This window comes from Pseudomonas sp. LBUM1660, from assembly GCF_059695935.1.
In genome coordinates, this window is record NZ_CP166795.1 from 5,104,424 (window position 1) to 5,120,641 (window position 16,218).

Sequence of the window (16,218 nt, forward strand, 5' to 3'; positions counted from 1 at the left end):
TGTAGGAGCGAGCCCGCTCGCGAAGGGGCCGTCAGCCTCAGCATCAATGCCGACTGTCCCACCGCTTTCGCGAGCAGGCTCGCTCCTACAGGGATCGCGTCAGCCGAACCATTTTTATCTGAACCATGCCCGCACAGGATCGTCATCTACAGTGAACTTGCGCGGGACAACTTGAAACGTCACGGAGAACCACACTATGAGCACTGATGGTGCTTTGAGTCGAAGCCGTCTACTGCCGACCCTGCTCGGCATTCTGCTTCTGCTAATGGGCCTGGCCATGCTGGCCGGCGGGATCAAGCTGAGCATGCTCGGCGGCTCGCTGTATTACCTGCTGGCCGGTATCGGCCTGACGCTGACCGGCGTGCTGCTGATGTTGGCGCGCCGCGCTGCACTGGGCCTTTACGCACTGGTGCTGTTCGCCAGTACCGTGTGGGCCTTGTGGGAAGTCGGGCTCGATTGGTGGCAACTGGTGCCGCGTCTGGCGATGCTGTTTGCGCTGGGCATCGTCATGTTGCTGCCGTGGTTCCGCCGTCCGTTGCTGCGTGAAGGCGCTGCGCCGATGGGCACCGGCGCGTTGAGCGTTGCTGTGGTACTTGCGGGCGTTACAGCACTGGCCAGCCAGTTCACCAACCCCGGTGAAATCAAAGGCGAACTGGACCGCGACAACGTCCCCGGCATGACCAACACCGCCCCGGCCATGCCCGACGGTGACTGGAATTCCTACGGTCGCAGCGCTCACGGCGATCGTTATTCGCCACTGACGCAGATCACTCCGCAAAACGTAAACAAGCTGGTTCCAGCCTGGACCTACCGCACCGGTGACCTGCCAGGGCCGAACGACCCAGGTGAAACCACCGCCGAAAACACCCCGCTGAAAGTCAACGGCATGCTCTACGTGTGCACGCCGCACAGCCAGGTGATCGCGCTGGACCCGGACACCGGCAAGGAAATCTGGCGGTTCGATCCGAAGCTCTCCACGCAAAACGCGGCGAACTTCAAGGGTTGGGCGCACATGACCTGCCGTGGTGTGACCTATCACGATGATGCCGCCTACGCGTCTGAGCAAAGCCCGACCGGCAGCGCCAGCCCCGCACCGATCAGCACCGTTTGCCCACGCCGGATTTTCCTGCCGACTGCCGACACCCGCCTGATCGCCCTCGACGCCGACACCGGCAAGATGTGCGAAGACTTCGGCGACAAAGGCCAGGTCGACCTGCGCGCCAACATCGGCGGCTTCAACGCCGGCGGTTACTACTCCACCTCGCCTCCAGCGGTCACTAAAGACCTGGTGGTGATAGGCGGCCACGTCACCGACAACGTCTCCACCGACGAGCCTAGCGGCGTGATCCGCGCGTTCGACGTGCACACCGGCAAACTGGTGTGGAACTGGGACAGCGGCAACCCGGACGACACCACGCCGATCGCCGAAGGCCAGGTCTACACCCGTAACTCGCCGAACATGTGGTCCATGTTCGCCGTCGACGAAAAACTCGGCATGCTTTACCTGCCGATGGGCAACCAGACCCCGGATCAGTTCGGTGGCGATCGCACCCCTGAATCGGAACTGCACGCCGCCGGCCTGACCGCCCTCGACATCGCAACCGGCCAGGTGCGCTGGCACATGCAGCTCACCCACCATGACCTCTGGGACATGGACGTCGGCGGCCAGCCAACCCTGATGGACCTGAAAACCGCTGACGGCGTAAAGCCAGCGGTACTCGTCTCCACCAAGCAAGGCAGCATCTACGTGCTGGACCGCAGCACCGGCAAGGCGATCGTGCCGATCAACGAAGTGCCCGTTCCCCAGGGTGCTGTCGAAGGCGATCACACCTCGCCGACCCAACCGAAATCCGACCTCAACCTGATGCCGCCGCCGCTGCAAGAGCGCGACATGTGGGGCGTGACCCCGTTCGACCAACTGATCTGCCGGATCGACTTCAAATCCATGCGCTACGAAGGCCCGTTCACGCCGCCATCGCTGCAAGGTTCGATCGTGTATCCAGGCAACTTCGGCGTGTTCGACTGGGGCGGCATCTCGGTTGACCCGGTGCGTCAGATTGCTTTCATGAACCCGGACTACATGGCGTTCAAATCGAAAATGATCCCGGCCGCCGAAATCGCCGCCCAAGGCCCGCGTAAAAGCGAAACCGAAGGCGTGCAGCCAAACAAAGGTGCGCCCTACGGCGTCATCCTCGAACCCCTGCTCTCGCCTGTGGGCCTGCCATGCCAGGCGCCCGCCTGGGGTTATGTGGCTGCGGTCGACCTGACCACCAGCAAAATCATCTGGAAACACAAAAACGGCACCGTGCGCGACAGCTCGCCAGTTCCGATCCCGCTGAGCATGGGAGTGCCTAGCCTGGGCGGTACCTTCGTCACTGCTGGCGGCGTTGGCTTCCTGAGCGGCACCCTCGACCAGTACCTGCGCGCCTATGACGTGAAAAACGGCAAGCAACTGTGGGAAGGCCGCCTGCCCGCCGGCGCGCAAACCACGCCGATGACCTACACCGGCAAGGACGGCAAGCAATACGTGCTCGTCGTTGCTGGCGGTCACGGGTCGCTGGGCACCAAGCAAGGTGACTATGTGATTGCGTACAAACTGTCGGAATAAGTTGTAGCGGCGGTTGAAGGAAAGGCGACTCCTGCGAGGGAGTCGCCTTTTTTGTGGCCGCCATTTTCGCCACACTGCAGATCCAATGTGGGAGCGGGCTTGCTCGCGAAAGCGGTGTTTCAAACAACTTCTATGTTGAATGTTAAACAGCCTTCGCGAGCAAGCCCGCTCCCACATTTGACCTCGGTTGGCCTGAAGAAACTGTGCGTACGTCCTACAGCCGTTGCTGTTCTGGAGGAGGATTCCGACAAGTTCTATCGGTTGTCGTGTCAGAAGCCGGAGGGATAGGCTTTTGTGGTCGCTGCAAATTCAGCGGCCGGGTTTGGTCGCCCAGGTTTAGAATGGCGCACTTTTCGTGCTTGCTTCATGGCGAGCTGTGCGTGGGAGGGCTTCGGCCCTGCCGGGTTCCATTCCCTGGTCGACCAACCTGCGTACGGTTCGCCACCCAACTGCTTGGTCGCAGTCGTTGCGGACTCCCTGTCCCCGAATGGAGCTTCACCATGTTCAAAGAAACCCCGAATCCCCCGCAAACCGACGACGTTTCCCCCTACGAATCCCTCGATTCCAAAAAACTCAACGAAGCCGCCGAACGCGCGCTGGATCACTACCTCAATCCCGCCGCCCTCAAATCCCCCGCTACCCGCAAACCCAGCACGATGTTTTTGGTTGCGCCGGATATCAAAGACGAAGACCTGCTGGCCCACACCTGCGAATCGTTGGCCCAGGCCAGTGTGATGGCGAGTGATTTCGCGGACTATCTGGAAGGCCTACACCGGCACAAGGCGATGGCGATTCAGCAGATCGTCATGCTGGCCGAACTGGCGGTGAATCGGATGTTGGATAACGTCGCCCTACCAAAACCTCAACCGCACAGCTGATCCCCTGTAGGAGCGAGGCTTGCCCGCGAAGGCGGTGTGTCATTCAACATCAATGTCGTCTGACTCTCCGCCATCGCGAGCAGGCTCACTCCCACAATTGAATTGGGTGGATCAGCAAGATAATGGTCGGCTGTCAGGCCGCCTTCGCGGGCAAGCCTCGCTCCTACAAGGGCCCGGCGTACATCCGCTTCTCACCACTCAACAGGCCGAGCGTTAGCTCGCCTGCAGCTCTTGATCTTGATCCACCCGCCCCTTTCGGGAGGCAGAGTGGAGGTGTTCATCCGGGGAGTGGCGCGTAGCGCCGTTCGACGCAGTCGAACACGCTGCATGTAGGTCGTCGCGAAGCAGACCGGAGGGCAGTGTCCCCGGATGGATACCGGAGCGAAGGTACGCCGAGCCCAAGCGAGGGGCCGGACGCTTGGGGCGAGCGTTTTTTTGCTTACTTTTTTTAGGCGTTTGTAAAAAAAGTGAGTCGCCGTAAGGGCGAAACCACCAGCCGCCGTTACCGCAGAAACGGATATGCACACAACCACCAAGAACATGGTCGGCCCAAAGGCCGCCAAGTCAAAAGCACCTGTCCAAACCCTGAACACACACCCAGAAATATCCCCCGCCATTGAAACCACCCCCCACCTGCCCCATCTAAGACCCATACCCCATTGCGCAGGTGCCCCATGAGCGACCAGCAAGAATTCCCCGAAGACCCGAGCGAATACGCCGACCCAGAGAACGCCGAACACCACTCCACCGGCAAAGGCCTCGCCCTGCCCGGCCAGAACCTGCCGGACAAGGTCTACATCATCCCGATCCACAACCGCCCGTTCTTCCCGGCCCAAGTGCTGCCGGTCATCGTCAATGAAGAACCGTGGGCTGAAACCCTGGATCTGGTCAGCAAATCCGACCACCACTCCCTGGCCCTGTTCTACATGGACACGCCCCAGGAAGACCCGCGCCATTTCGACACCTCGGCCCTGCCGCTGTACGGCACCCTGGTCAAAGTGCACCACGCCAGTCGCGAAAACGGCAAACTGCAATTCGTCGCCCAAGGCCTGACCCGGGTGCGCATCAAAACCTGGCTCAAGCACCATCGCCCGCCGTACCTGGTGGAAGTCGAATACCCGCACCAGCCCACCGAGCCGACCGACGAGGTCAAGGCCTACGGCATGGCGCTGATCAACGCGATCAAGGAACTGCTGCCGCTCAACCCGCTGTACAGCGAAGAGCTGAAAAACTACCTCAACCGCTTCAGCCCCAATGATCCGTCGCCGCTGACCGACTTCGCCGCCGCATTGACCTCGGCCACCGGCAGCGAACTGCAAGAAGTGCTCGACTGCGTGCCGATGCTCAAGCGCATGGAAAAAGTCCTGCCGATGCTGCGCAAGGAAGTCGAAGTCGCGCGATTGCAGAAAGAGATTTCCGCTGAAGTTAACCGCAAGATCGGCGAGCATCAGCGCGAGTTCTTCCTCAAAGAACAACTCAAGGTCATCCAGCAAGAGCTGGGCCTGACCAAAGACGACCGCAGCGCCGACATCGAACAGTTCGAGCAGCGCCTGAAAGGCAAAGTCCTGTCGGCCCAGGCGCAAAAACGCATCGAAGAGGAAATGAACAAGCTGTCGATCCTCGAGACCGGTTCGCCGGAGTACGCGGTCACCCGCAATTACCTCGACTGGGCGACCTCGGTGCCGTGGGGCGTGTACGGCGAGGACAAACTCGACCTCAAGCACGCGCGCAAGGTGCTCGACAAACACCACGCTGGCCTCGACGACATCAAGGACCGCATCCTCGAGTTCCTCGCGGTCGGTGCCTATAAAGGCGAGATCAGCGGCTCCATCGTCCTGCTGGTCGGCCCGCCGGGCGTGGGTAAAACCAGCGTTGGCAAGTCCATCGCCGAATCACTCGGCCGGCCGTTCTACCGCTTCAGCCTCGGCGGCATGCGCGACGAAGCCGAGATCAAGGGCCACCGCCGCACCTACATCGGCGCGCAGCCGGGCAAACTCGTGCAGGCGTTGAAAGACGTCGAAGTGATGAACCCGGTGATCATGCTCGACGAAATCGACAAGATGGGCCAAAGCTACCAGGGCGACCCAGCCTCGGCGCTGCTGGAAACGCTGGACCCGGAACAGAACGTCGAATTCCTCGACCACTACCTGGACCTGCGTCTGGACCTGTCGAAAGTGCTGTTCGTCTGCACCGCCAACACCCTGGACTCGATTCCCGGCCCATTGCTGGACCGGATGGAAGTAATTCGCCTGTCGGGTTACATCACCGAAGAAAAAATCGCCATCGCCAAGCGCCACCTGTGGCCCAAGCAGCTGGAAAAGGCCGGCGTGTCCAAAGGCAGTCTGAGCATCAGCGACAGCGCGTTGAAAGCCTTGATCGACGGTTATGCCCGTGAAGCCGGCGTGCGCCACTTGGAAAAGGAACTGGGCAAACTGGTGCGCAAAGCCGTGGTGAAATTGATCGACGAGCCGAAAGCGGTGATCAAAATCGGTCCGAAAGACCTCGAAGCCTCGCTCGGCCATCCGGTGTTCCGTAACGAGCAAGTGCTGTCCGGCACCGGCGTCATCACCGGGCTGGCCTGGACCAGCATGGGCGGCGCGACGCTGCCGATCGAAGCGACCCGCATTCACACGCTCAACCGTGGCTTCAAACTCACCGGGCAACTGGGCGACGTGATGAAGGAGTCGGCGGAAATCGCCTACAGCTACGTCAGCTCCAACCTGAAGTCGTTTGGCGGTGATCCGAAGTTCTTCGACGAAGCCTTCGTCCACCTGCACGTCCCGGAAGGCGCTACCCCGAAAGACGGTCCGAGCGCCGGCGTGACCATGGCCAGCGCCCTGCTCTCGCTCGCCCGCAACCAGGCGCCGAAAAAAGGCGTGGCCATGACAGGAGAGCTGACGCTGACCGGGCATGTCCTGCCGATTGGCGGGGTGCGCGAGAAGGTGATCGCGGCGCGGCGGCAGAAGATCTTTGAATTGATCCTGCCGGAGCCTAACCGTGGGAGCTTTGACGAGTTGCCGGACTATCTGAAGGAAGGGATAACCGTGCACTTTGCCAAGCGCTTTGCGGATGTGGCGAAAATCCTGTTCTGATAGTCATGTAGTGCCTTCACCATCGCCCTCGCGGGCAGCCTCGCTCCTACGGATCGCACACTCTGTGGGAGCGGGCTTGCTCGCGAAGACGTCGGCACTCACACCGCCGACTCCCCCGTCGTTGTCACAATTTGTCTCATCTTCAGTTATGCTCGCCGTTCGTCGTGAACGCCGGAGCCGCTGACCTTATGTCCCCCACTCGCCTGTTTGTCCCCCTCGCCCTTTCCCTGCTGGCTGCCTGCGCCACGCAACCGAAACAGAACGTGACCGTGGAAAAACAAGGCGAATGCCCGCTGCAGATGCGCAACGGACAGAACCTGATCCTGACCCTGCCGAGCAACCCGACCACGGGCTATCGCTGGTCGATCCAGGATTCGGCCGGTGGCGTGTTGCATGCGCTCAGCCCCGAGGTGTACAGCAACCCGGAAGACGCCGGAATCGTCGGCAGTGCGGGCATTTCGACCTGGCGCTTTCAGGCGTTTGCCACCGGTACAGGCCGGTTGCGTTTGACCTATTCACAGCCATGGGCACCGGAGGTGCCGGCAGTGAAAACCTTTGATTGCTCGATCGTGGTCAACTGATCGTGGGCTGGCTGATTCTGGCGCTGATGGGCGCAGTGACCTTTCTGTATGGTTTGAGCGTGCATGCCGCGCTGCTTTGCCTGCTGGTCAAACCGTTGCCGGTACTGGCCCTGCTCGGCTGGTTGCACGATGCGCCGCCCAGTGAGTATCGGCGCTGGATCAGCCTCGGATTGATTTTCTCCCTGCTCGGCGATGTGTTGCTGGCGTGGCCCGGGGATTTGTTTGTGTTTGGCCTTGGGGCATTTTTGGTCGCCCACCTGGCCTATCTGAAGGCTTACTTGAGTGATTGCCGGCGGCTGGCGTTGTTGCCACTGGTGATTGCCTTGGGGGTTGGCGCGGTGCTGTTGGGGATTTTGATTTCCCACGGACTGGGCCCGTTGTTGATTCCGGTGATTGTCTACGGCTTGGCCATCAGCGCAATGCTCTGGCGGGCGCTGGCCCGGCTCGGGACCGAAGTACCCAAACGCTCGGCGCTGTTGGCGGCGGCCGGTGCGGTGGCGTTTGTGTTTTCCGACAGCGTGATTGGCATCAATCGATTCGTGCTGCCGTTCGAAGCGGCACCCTATGTGATCATCCTCAGTTACTGGCTGGGGCAATGGGGGATTGCGGCGTCGGCGTTTGGCCCGAAATCGCGCTGAGCCCTGTGGCGAGGGAGCTTGCTCCCGCTGGAGTGCGCAGCGCTCCTGTGTATTACTTCAGGTTCACCGTGCTCACAGACATTACGACTGCTTCGCAGCCGAGCGGGAGCAAGCTCCCTCGCCACAACAGCCTTTCAATCCCGCAAACCCAATCAGCCCAGCGGTTTATCAGACAACCCGCGCATCCCCCCGTCAATTTGGCTAAAATGCCGGCCTTTTCCACCTACGCCGCTGGAACCGCCGTGAGCAAAGAACCCGATCGCCTTTTCGCCCAGCCTTTGGCCCAGGTGCCCGACTTCGCCTTTAACGAGGACGTGGTGCGGGTGTTCCCGGACATGATCAAGCGCTCGGTGCCGGGTTATCCGACCATCGTCGAGAACCTCGGCGTGCTCGCCGCGCAATTCGCCCAGCCCAACAGCGTGCTCTACGACCTCGGCTCGTCCCTGGGCGCCGTGACTCAGGCGTTACGCCGTCACGTGCGCACCGACGGTTGCCGCGTCATCGCTGTGGATAACTCTGCGGCAATGGTCGAACGTTGCCGCGAATACCTCAACGGTCAGGACTCGATGTTCCAGGAGTTGCTGTCCGTGGAAGTGATCGAAGGCGACATCCTCGCCCTCGACTTCCAGCCCGCCTCGGTGGTGGCGTTGAACTTCACCCTGCAATTCATCGCCCCGGACCAGCGCACCGCGTTGCTCGCGCGCATCCGCCAGTCGCTGCTGCCCGGCGGCGCGTTGATCCTCTCGGAGAAACTGCGCTTCAACGACCTCGAAGAACACGCGCTGCTCACTGACCTGCACGTCGCGTTCAAACGCGCCAACGGCTACAGCGAACTGGAAATCGCACAGAAGCGCAGCGCCATCGAAAACGTCATGAAGCCCGACAGCCTCGAAGAACACCGCGAGCGCCTGTTGGCGGCCGGGTTCTCGAAAGTCGTGCCGTGGTTCCAGTGTCTTAACTTTGCCTCGTTGATTGCCTTGCCATGATTGATCTGTCCCCCCTCGCCCGCCGTCTGGCTGGCACGCCGCTGGCCGAATGGGCCAACACCCTGCAAGCGCAACTCGACAAGAAAATGGAAAAGGGCCATGGCGACCTGGAGCGCTGGCAAAGTGCGCTGGATGCGTTGCCGAAGATTCAGCCGAGTGAAGTTGATTTGCTCAATGGCCTGACACTGGACACCGATTGCGACGTTGAGACCCGTGCGCAAATGCGTACCGCGTTGATGGGGTTGTCGCCTTGGCGCAAAGGGCCGTTTGATCTGTTTGGTGTACACGTCGACACGGAATGGCGTTCGGACTGGAAGTGGTCGCGGGTCGCGCCGCACCTGGACCTGAAGGGCAAACGCATCCTCGATGTGGGGTGCGGCAATGGTTACTACATGTGGCGTATGCTCGGTGCTGGCGCCGACAGCGTGATCGGTGTCGACCCGAACTGGCTGTTTTTCTGCCAGTTCCAGGCGGTGCAGCGTTACCTGTCAGAACCCAATGCCTGGCACCTGCCGTTCCCTTTCGAAGACCTGCCGCCGAACATGGAAGGCTTCGACACGGTGTTTTCCATGGGCGTGTTCTACCACCGTCGCTCGCCGATCGAGCATTTGCTGGCGCTGAAGGATTGCCTGGTCAAGGGCGGCGAACTGGTGCTGGAGACGTTGGTGATCGAAGGTGATCAGCAACAGGTGCTGGTGCCGGAAGACCGTTATGCGCAGATGCGCAACGTATGGTTCCTGCCGTCGGTGCCGGCGTTGGAATTGTGGTTGCGGCGTGCCGGGTTTACGGATGTTCGCTGTGTCGACGTGAGCGTGACCACGGTCGAGGAACAGCGCGGGACGGAATGGATGAAGTACCAGTCGTTGAGTGATTTTCTGGATCCGCAGGATCACAGCAAGACGATTGAAGGGCTGCCGGCACCGATGCGGGCGGTCATCGTGGCCCGCAAGTAAACACCCGATCTCCCTCCCAAAAAAGATCCCCCTGTGGGAGCGGGCTTGCTCGCGAAAGCGGTAGATCAGTCAACAAATCTGTTGAATGTTAATCCGCATTCGCGAGCAAGCCCGCTCCCACAGGGTTCAGTGTTTAGTCTGCGGGTTTGGCGCGGCGGGCCTTGAAGAACTCGCTGAGTACAGCCCCACACTCATCCGCCAACACCCCACCTTCATACAGCACCCGGTGATTCAAGAAGCCCTGGGTAAAAAACTGCCCCTGACTCTGCACAATCCCCGCTTTCGGCTCCAGAGCGCCATACACCACCCGCGCAATCCGCGAATGCACGATCAGCCCCGCGCACATGCTGCATGGCTCAAGGGTTACGTACAGCGTGCTGCCCGGCAGACGATAGTTGCTGGCGGCCAATGCTGCGGCGCGGATCGCCACCATTTCGGCGTGGGCACTCGGGTCGTTGCCGCTGATCGGGCAATTGAAGCCGCGACCGATGATCTCGCCGTCTTGCACCAGCACCGCGCCCACCGGCACTTCACCCAGCGCCGCGCCTTGTGCGGCCAGGGCCAGTGCTTCGCGCATGTAGTCGCGATCACGGCTGCGGTCGATGATCGCGGCGGGACGTATCTGACGCATCAGGCCACCTCGATGGCGGCCATCAGGCCGGTTTCCATGTGGTCGATCACATGGCAATGGAACATCCACACGCCGGGATTATCCGCTACCAGCGCCACTCGCGCGCGCTCGTTCTTGCCCAACAGGTAGGTGTCGGTGAAGTACGGAATGACCTTGTGCCGGTTCGAGGCGATGACTTTGAAACTCATGCCGTGCAGGTGGATCGGGTGCTGATACTGAGTCATGTTCTTCAATTCGAAAATGTAGCTCTTGCCCTTTTCGAGCTTGGCAATCGGGCGGTCGGCGCAGGTCTTGTCCGTGATGTCCCAAGCCTTGCCGTTAATCTGCCACAGGCTAGGCGGTTTGCCGTTGTCGACGTTGACCGACACCGAGCCCACCCATTCGAAATTGAAGTTGAGTTTCTCGGCATTGGCCAGGTCGGGCTCGGCCACCGGGTTGGCCGGCAGGGCGGGCGGCCATTCGGTGGGGGCCTCAGTATTCGCCACCGAGCGCAACGTGCCCAGGCGAACCGGGCCGTTGCGCAGGGACAATTCTTCACCGGCGGGCGGCGCCTTGATCGCCAGGCAGATGCGCATGCCCGGGCCGAGCCAGTATTCCTTGCCCATTGGGCGCGGCTCCACGGGATTGCCGTCCAGCGCGTAGATCTGCGCTTCGACGCCGGGAATGTTGAGGCGATAGGTCAGCGTGTTATCAAGGTTGAGCACGCGCACGCGGGTGATTTGCCCGGCGGGCAAGTCGATAACCGCTTGCGAGACACCGTTGATGGTCGACAGGCGTCCCGCCGTGCCACCACGGGCGGCTTCGCGAGGAATGCTGAAGGCCACGAAAGCCCCCTCTTCATCGACGTGCCAGCTCTTGAGGCTCAGGGTTTTCTCGTATTTGAAACCGGTGGGCTCACGCTCTTCGACGATCAGTGGACCGACAAGGCCGCGGCCGAGTTCTTCGCTGCTGTTCACGTGCGGGTGATACCAGTAACTACCGGCGTCCGGCACGCGGAATTTGTAGTCAAAGTACTCGCCCGGTAGCACCGGCAATTGCGAAACGTAGGGGACACCGTCCATTTCCAGTGGCAGGCGAATGCCATGCCAGTGAGTGGTGGTCGCTACCGGCAGGTGGTTGATGAAGCGTACCCGTAGCCATTCACCCTGACGAACCCGCAGTTCAGTGCCCGGCGCCGATGGGCCGAACGCCCAGGCCTCGGTCGTGTGCCCGGCAACCAGTTCGACGTCCAGCGGTGCCGCGATCAGCTCATAGTCATGGCCGGCGTCAGCGTCGGCCATCTTGCCCAGCCAGTACCGCGACGCGCCCCCCGCTCCGACACCAACGACAACAAGACCGGCCAGGCCACCGAGGATTTGGCGACGGGTAAAGGACATGAACTCAACTACCTCACGTATCAGCGACAGGCCCGAAGGCCTGTAAAAGGCGAATACGATACACCTGCGGTTGAGAAACAGTAAGGGTGGGGCGGCAATGGGACACAGGGACAGCAAGGCTGGCAAAGCATCTGTGGCGAGGGAGCTTGCTCCCGCTGGGTTGCGAAGCGGCCCTGTATCCAACAATCGCATCGCACCAGGGATATTGCGTTGGCTGGTTTTACGACTGCTTCGCAGCCGAGCGGGAGCAAGCTCCCTCGCCACAGGGGATCGGTTATGGCTGGAGGCCGGTGATCAGATGAACCACCCCGTCATCCAGCACCATCACGCCCGGCACACCTGCGACATTCAATGCCTGCCGATTCATCTGCGTCACATCCCGCAGCTCCACCCTGACCCGAGTCAGCGCCACAGGCCCCTGCGACTTGAGGTTATCCATGCCACCCAGCGCGGCGACGATATCCGGCGCCAGCCCAGAAACAGGCTGAGCTACTGCCTTCGGCTCATCCACCACCAGATCCGGCGTCAACGCTTTCCAGAACGCTCGCTGCATTTTCTCGAACATGTTCAGTTCTCCAGAACCAGTGAAGTATCAACCGTCGCCTCGTGATACAGCCGCAACGCCTCGCGCACCTGTCCGGCACTTTCCAGGCCCAGCACTTGCTCGGCGATGGCCTGGCAGTCCACCAGGTCCAGCTCACGAACCGCTGCCTTGATCGCCGGAATCAACGGCACGCTCACCGACAGTTCATCCACCCCAAGCCCCAGCAACAGCGGCACGGCCAGTGTCTCGGAGGCCATGGCGCCGCACACACCGACCCATTTGCCGTGGGCGTGCGCGGCCTTTACGGTGCTGGCAATCAGGCGCAGCACCGCCGGATGAAAGCTGTCGGCCTGACTGGCCAGACGCGGGTGATCGCGGTCCATGGCCAGGGTGTATTGCGTGAGATCGTTGGTGCCGATAGAGAAGAAGTCCACCTCGGGCGCAAACAGGTCCGCCATCAGTGCCGCCGCCGGGACTTCGATCATGATGCCCAGCTTGGGCAGTTCCGTGAGGCCCAAAACCAGCGCCTCTTCTTCGAGCAGCTGGCGGGCCAGACGCAACTCCGACAGCTGCGTAACCATCGGCAGCATGATGTGCAGGCGAGCCCGCCCGGCACTGCCAAGGATCGCCTTGAACTGATCGCGCAACAGCTGCGGGCGCTCCAGGCACAAACGAATCCCGCGCATGCCGAGGAAGGGGTTGGTTTCGCTGTCCATCGGCACGTAGGCCAGGGGTTTGTCGCCGCCGACGTCCAGGGTGCGCACCACTAGATTGCGCGTCGGCCCGAGTGCCTTGGCGATGGCGCTGTAGGTGGACGCCTGCTCGTCATGGCTCGGCGCATGGTTGCGATCCAGATAGAGAAACTCCGAACGAAGCAAACCGACGCCCTCGCCTCCCAGTGCCATGGCTTGCTCGGCTTCTGCCAGCGAAGCGATGTTGGCCGTCACTTCAACATGGTGACCGTCGCGGGTGCAGGCGGCCAACGTTGCGTGCGCCAACTCATGCTGCCGGCGTTGCTGTTGAAGCTGGCGCCTGGCTTGCAGCTGTTCGATGGCCTGCAGATCCGGATCCAGCTGCAATTCGCCCTTGTCAGCATCGAGCAACACCTGGGTTCCGTTGACCAGCGCCAGCACTTGAACCGGCAGCCCGCAGATCGCCGGCAAACCGAACGCCCGGGCGAGGATCGCGACATGGCTGGTGGCGCCGCCGCCGACCGTGGCGAAACCCAGTACCTTGCGGGTATCGAGCCCGGCAGTCTGCGACGGCGTCAGTTGTTCGGCGATCAGGATCGCCCCTTCAGGCAGCTCCATCGCCTGATCCCGTACACCGAGGATCAATTTGAGCACCCGCTGGCTAACATCGGCGAGGTCCGCCGCCCGCTCCGCGAGCAGGGCGTTGCCCAGGCTTTTGAACAAGGAGGCTGCCGACTCGGTGGCCGCGCGCCAGGCGAACCCGGCGCTTTTGCCTTCATCGATCAGCACGTGAGCCACTTCCAGCAAACCCGGGTCTTCGAGCAGCTCCTGATGCGCCTTGAAGATGTCGGCCTGCGCGTCGCCCGTGGCGTTGTCTCGCAACTGTTGCAGAGCCTCCAGCCCCTCGGCCAGGGCGCGAGACAGATGATCGCGTTCCACCTGCGGTGTAGCGCCGAGTTCATTCACTTCCAGTTTTTGCTCGGCTATCTGCACTACTTGGCCAAACGCCGACCCGGGCGATGCACAAACTCCGCGCAGCACCGTCAGCGATGAAGCCTCGAGCGCATTCACCTCAATTAGCACCGGGCCCCCGACCACTTCACCGCATCCAGTCAGTAGCAGTTCGGTCAGCGTCTTGATCGCCGCGTCTGCGTCCGGGCCGGCCGCACTGACCTGCATGACGTCACCGTGCGCCGTCTGCAACGCCATGATCGCCACCAGGGATTTCGCGTTCGCAGTCTCCTGCTTTTTATGCAGGGAAATGCTCGCCGAAAAAGCTTTGGCCGCCTGAGCAAACACCGCGGCCGGGCGGGCGTGCAAGCCGTTAGGGTTGGCCAGTGTCACCGGTTTGGAAAACAGCGCTTCGTCCGCTTCCGTTAGCGGCGTATCGGTTGTCTGCTTGACAAGGTTCAGGCTCAGTAGCGGCTGGCCACTTTCTACCAGGCCCGTTTCCGGCGTCAGCCAGGTGAACGGTTCTCCACTGACCACCAGCATCAACGTCAGCAGGCTGCGGGCATTCAATGCAACAAAATCGGCATCGAACTCGATCAGCGCCTGCCCAACGTCAACCTGCTGGCCCTCCTCCACCAGCCGCGTAAACCCCTTTCCCGTCAGGTTCACCGTGTCGAGGCCGATGTGCATCAACACCTGCACGCCCTTTTCGTCGGTGATGCTGACGGCATGCCCACTGGCCTGCACATTGCTGACAACTCCGGCCAGCGGCGCGCACAAGGTTGTTGAAGACGGATCGATGCACAGGCCATCGCCGATGACCCGGCTGGAAAACACCGGATCGGGCACGAGGTCCAGTGGCACCAATACGCCGGACAGGGGGGCGTGCAGCTGCAATTGTTGGGGTGTGGCCATGACGTCACCTGCTGTTTTGTTCTTTGAAGTGCCGATGGAGCGCGAGGCTCCGACAGCATCGCTTATTTCCACCAATACTCGACCTGCAATCCGACATTCGCACCGTGCCTTGCCGTGCCGAAGGCGCCGGTATCGGACAACGCCGAACCCGCCGCCAGCTCATTGGCCGCCCGCTTTGCCGCTTCGTTCCAGCTGGCATAGGTGTAATACAGACGCACCTCGGGCCGTGCCCAGAATTCCGGGCCTTTGGGCGACCATGTCGGGGCGAAGGTGAACTTGCTCAGCTTGCGCGTGCCGCCCGAGGCTTCGACCTGATCGTGCCCCAGTTCGGTCACCAATTTGAACTGCTCGGTGAGCGCGTAAGTCGGGCGAATCCCCAAGGAAATCCAGTTCTGATCAGCCCCGTCCGGGCGAATGTCTTTCTGGTAAACCGCCTCGACTTGCCCGCCAAACCGTGGCGTCACTTGCCAGTCGAAGAACTCCACCACCCGGTAGCTTTTGTTGCTGTCGTCCAGCTTTACGTTACCGGTATACCCCAATCCAGTGCCCGGGCCTTCGCCGTACTGGAAGGCCAGTTTGTTCTTGCCACCCAGAAAACCTTTTTGCACATGCTGTGCGGTGATTGCCCAGCCCCGGTGTGCGTCGCGGCTGTCGGGTTTGTCGATGTAGCTCAGCCCGAGTTCCAGCTCACCACCGGGGTTGGTGTGGAAACCGGCGACGTTGAAATCGTGACGGTTGATGTAGTCCTTCTGATACAGGTTGTCTTTGCGCGAAAAAGCATAGCTGTACTTCAAATCGCCAATCAGCACGTCCTCGATACCACCGCCCGTGGCGCTCTGGTTCCAGTAGTAGAAGTCGGAGATGTGGATGTCATTCCGCTTGTAATAACGCCGACCGGCCCACAGCGAGCCGCCGTTGAGATTGGGCATGTTCGACCACTGCGCGTACATCTGCGGCATGCGCACCGAGCCATTATCGCCGTTGAACGTCAGGTCCTTGTCGTACTGGTTATACAGCGACGCCATGCCGTCGACACTCAGCACCGAACCGTCGTCCAGGGTGTAGAGGTCCTGGCGCAGTTCGAGTTCGGCGTACTGCTCGCATTCGTTGCCCAAGCGGTATTTGGTCTGCGCTCCGGGCAGTTGAAAACACTGCTGCTTACCACTGTTGACCGATGTCCCGACGCCGCTACGCAGGTAACCGCCGAACTCCAGGGCCTGCGCCGACAAAGGCAACGCCAGGCATACGCTCGCGGCGGCAAGGCTGCGATTTAGTGTTGTTTTCAAGAACCACCCCATTATTTTTATTGTGTCGTTCCACAAAATCGGCGCGCAAAACTCCCCCGCGCAGCGTTCTGCGTGTTGTTTAACGTC

12 protein-coding genes are annotated in these 16,218 nt (G+C 61.3%); 7 read left to right on the plus strand and 5 right to left on the minus strand.

Annotated features, from left to right (window positions below; genetic code table 11):
* Window positions 1–196 precede the first annotated feature (196 nt).
* From ACA068_RS23675 to cmoB, 7 genes are all read left to right on the plus strand, one after another.
* Window positions 197–2,608: a glucose/quinate/shikimate family membrane-bound PQQ-dependent dehydrogenase gene (locus ACA068_RS23675; protein WP_497305190.1), complete on the plus strand. Its 2,412-nt coding sequence runs from the start codon at window positions 197–199 to the stop codon at window positions 2,606–2,608.
* A gap of 500 nt (window positions 2,609–3,108) precedes the next feature.
* Window positions 3,109–3,486 carry a DUF6124 family protein gene (locus tag ACA068_RS23680; protein ID WP_497305192.1) on the plus strand — a complete coding sequence of 126 codons (378 nt, stop codon included), beginning with the start codon at window positions 3,109–3,111 and terminating at the stop codon, window positions 3,484–3,486.
* A gap of 674 nt (window positions 3,487–4,160) precedes the next feature.
* Window positions 4,161–6,578 (plus strand): endopeptidase La, encoded by a 2,418-nt coding sequence (gene lon, locus ACA068_RS23685; RefSeq protein WP_497305193.1) that lies wholly within the window; start codon window positions 4,161–4,163, stop codon window positions 6,576–6,578.
* A gap of 188 nt (window positions 6,579–6,766) precedes the next feature.
* Window positions 6,767–7,159, plus strand: a complete 393-nt coding sequence (locus tag ACA068_RS23690; RefSeq protein ID WP_497305195.1) for a protease inhibitor I42 family protein — start codon at window positions 6,767–6,769, stop codon at window positions 7,157–7,159.
* Between the two features lie 2 nt (window positions 7,160–7,161).
* Window positions 7,162–7,797 carry a lysoplasmalogenase gene (locus ACA068_RS23695; RefSeq protein ID WP_497310652.1) on the plus strand — a complete coding sequence of 212 codons (636 nt, stop codon included), beginning with the start codon at window positions 7,162–7,164 and terminating at the stop codon, window positions 7,795–7,797.
* Between the two features lie 206 nt (window positions 7,798–8,003).
* The gene (cmoA, locus tag ACA068_RS23700) at window positions 8,004–8,783 is read left to right on the plus strand and encodes a carboxy-S-adenosyl-L-methionine synthase CmoA (protein WP_497305197.1); all 780 of its coding nucleotides are present in this window, start codon (window positions 8,004–8,006) and stop codon (window positions 8,781–8,783) included.
* On the plus strand, window positions 8,780–9,736 hold the full coding sequence (gene cmoB / locus ACA068_RS23705) for a tRNA 5-methoxyuridine(34)/uridine 5-oxyacetic acid(34) synthase CmoB (protein WP_497305199.1): 957 nt from the start codon (window positions 8,780–8,782) through the stop codon (window positions 9,734–9,736). The genes cmoA and cmoB overlap by 4 nt, the downstream gene beginning before the upstream one ends.
* Before the next feature lie 133 nt (window positions 9,737–9,869).
* On the opposite strand, the gene tadA is transcribed toward cmoB, so the two are convergent.
* From tadA to ACA068_RS23730, 5 genes are all read right to left on the minus strand, one after another.
* Window positions 9,870–10,367, minus strand: a complete 498-nt coding sequence (tadA, locus tag ACA068_RS23710; protein ID WP_497305201.1) for a tRNA adenosine(34) deaminase TadA — start codon at window positions 10,365–10,367, stop codon at window positions 9,870–9,872.
* Entirely contained in the window at window positions 10,367–11,743 is a 1,377-nt protein-coding gene (locus ACA068_RS23715) for a multicopper oxidase family protein (protein ID WP_497305202.1), read from the minus strand. The genes tadA and ACA068_RS23715 overlap by 1 nt, the downstream gene beginning before the upstream one ends.
* A 274-nt stretch (window positions 11,744–12,017) precedes the next feature.
* Window positions 12,018–12,308: a PTS sugar transporter subunit IIB gene (locus ACA068_RS23720; protein WP_497305204.1), complete on the minus strand. Its 291-nt coding sequence runs from the start codon at window positions 12,306–12,308 to the stop codon at window positions 12,018–12,020.
* A gap of 2 nt (window positions 12,309–12,310) precedes the next feature.
* A complete protein-coding gene (ptsP, locus tag ACA068_RS23725; protein WP_497305206.1) occupies window positions 12,311–14,845 on the minus strand; it encodes a phosphoenolpyruvate--protein phosphotransferase in 2,535 nt (844 codons plus the stop codon).
* Between the two features lie 62 nt (window positions 14,846–14,907).
* Window positions 14,908–16,131 (minus strand): maltoporin, encoded by a 1,224-nt coding sequence (locus tag ACA068_RS23730; RefSeq protein ID WP_497305208.1) that lies wholly within the window; start codon window positions 16,129–16,131, stop codon window positions 14,908–14,910.
* Window positions 16,132–16,218 lie beyond the last annotated feature (87 nt).

Excerpts from the sequence above, each read along its gene's own strand:
- ACA068_RS23675 (WP_497305190.1), top strand. The coding sequence starts at position 197 with ATGAGCACTGATGGTGCTTTGAGTCGAAGCCGTCTACTGCCGACCCTG.
- ACA068_RS23680 (WP_497305192.1), top strand. The coding sequence starts at position 3,109 with ATGTTCAAAGAAACCCCGAATCCCCCGCAAACCGACGACGTTTCCCCC.
- lon (WP_497305193.1), top strand. The coding sequence starts at position 4,161 with ATGAGCGACCAGCAAGAATTCCCCGAAGACCCGAGCGAATACGCCGAC.
- ACA068_RS23690 (WP_497305195.1), top strand. The coding sequence starts at position 6,767 with ATGTCCCCCACTCGCCTGTTTGTCCCCCTCGCCCTTTCCCTGCTGGCT.
- cmoA (WP_497305197.1), top strand. The coding sequence starts at position 8,004 with ATGCCGGCCTTTTCCACCTACGCCGCTGGAACCGCCGTGAGCAAAGAA.
- cmoB (WP_497305199.1), top strand. The coding sequence starts at position 8,780 with ATGATTGATCTGTCCCCCCTCGCCCGCCGTCTGGCTGGCACGCCGCTG.
- tadA (WP_497305201.1), bottom strand. The coding sequence starts at position 10,367 with ATGCGTCAGATACGTCCCGCCGCGATCATCGACCGCAGCCGTGATCGC.
- ACA068_RS23715 (WP_497305202.1), bottom strand. The coding sequence starts at position 11,743 with ATGTCCTTTACCCGTCGCCAAATCCTCGGTGGCCTGGCCGGTCTTGTT.
- ACA068_RS23720 (WP_497305204.1), bottom strand. The coding sequence starts at position 12,308 with ATGTTCGAGAAAATGCAGCGAGCGTTCTGGAAAGCGTTGACGCCGGAT.
- ptsP (WP_497305206.1), bottom strand. The coding sequence starts at position 14,845 with ATGGCCACACCCCAACAATTGCAGCTGCACGCCCCCCTGTCCGGCGTA.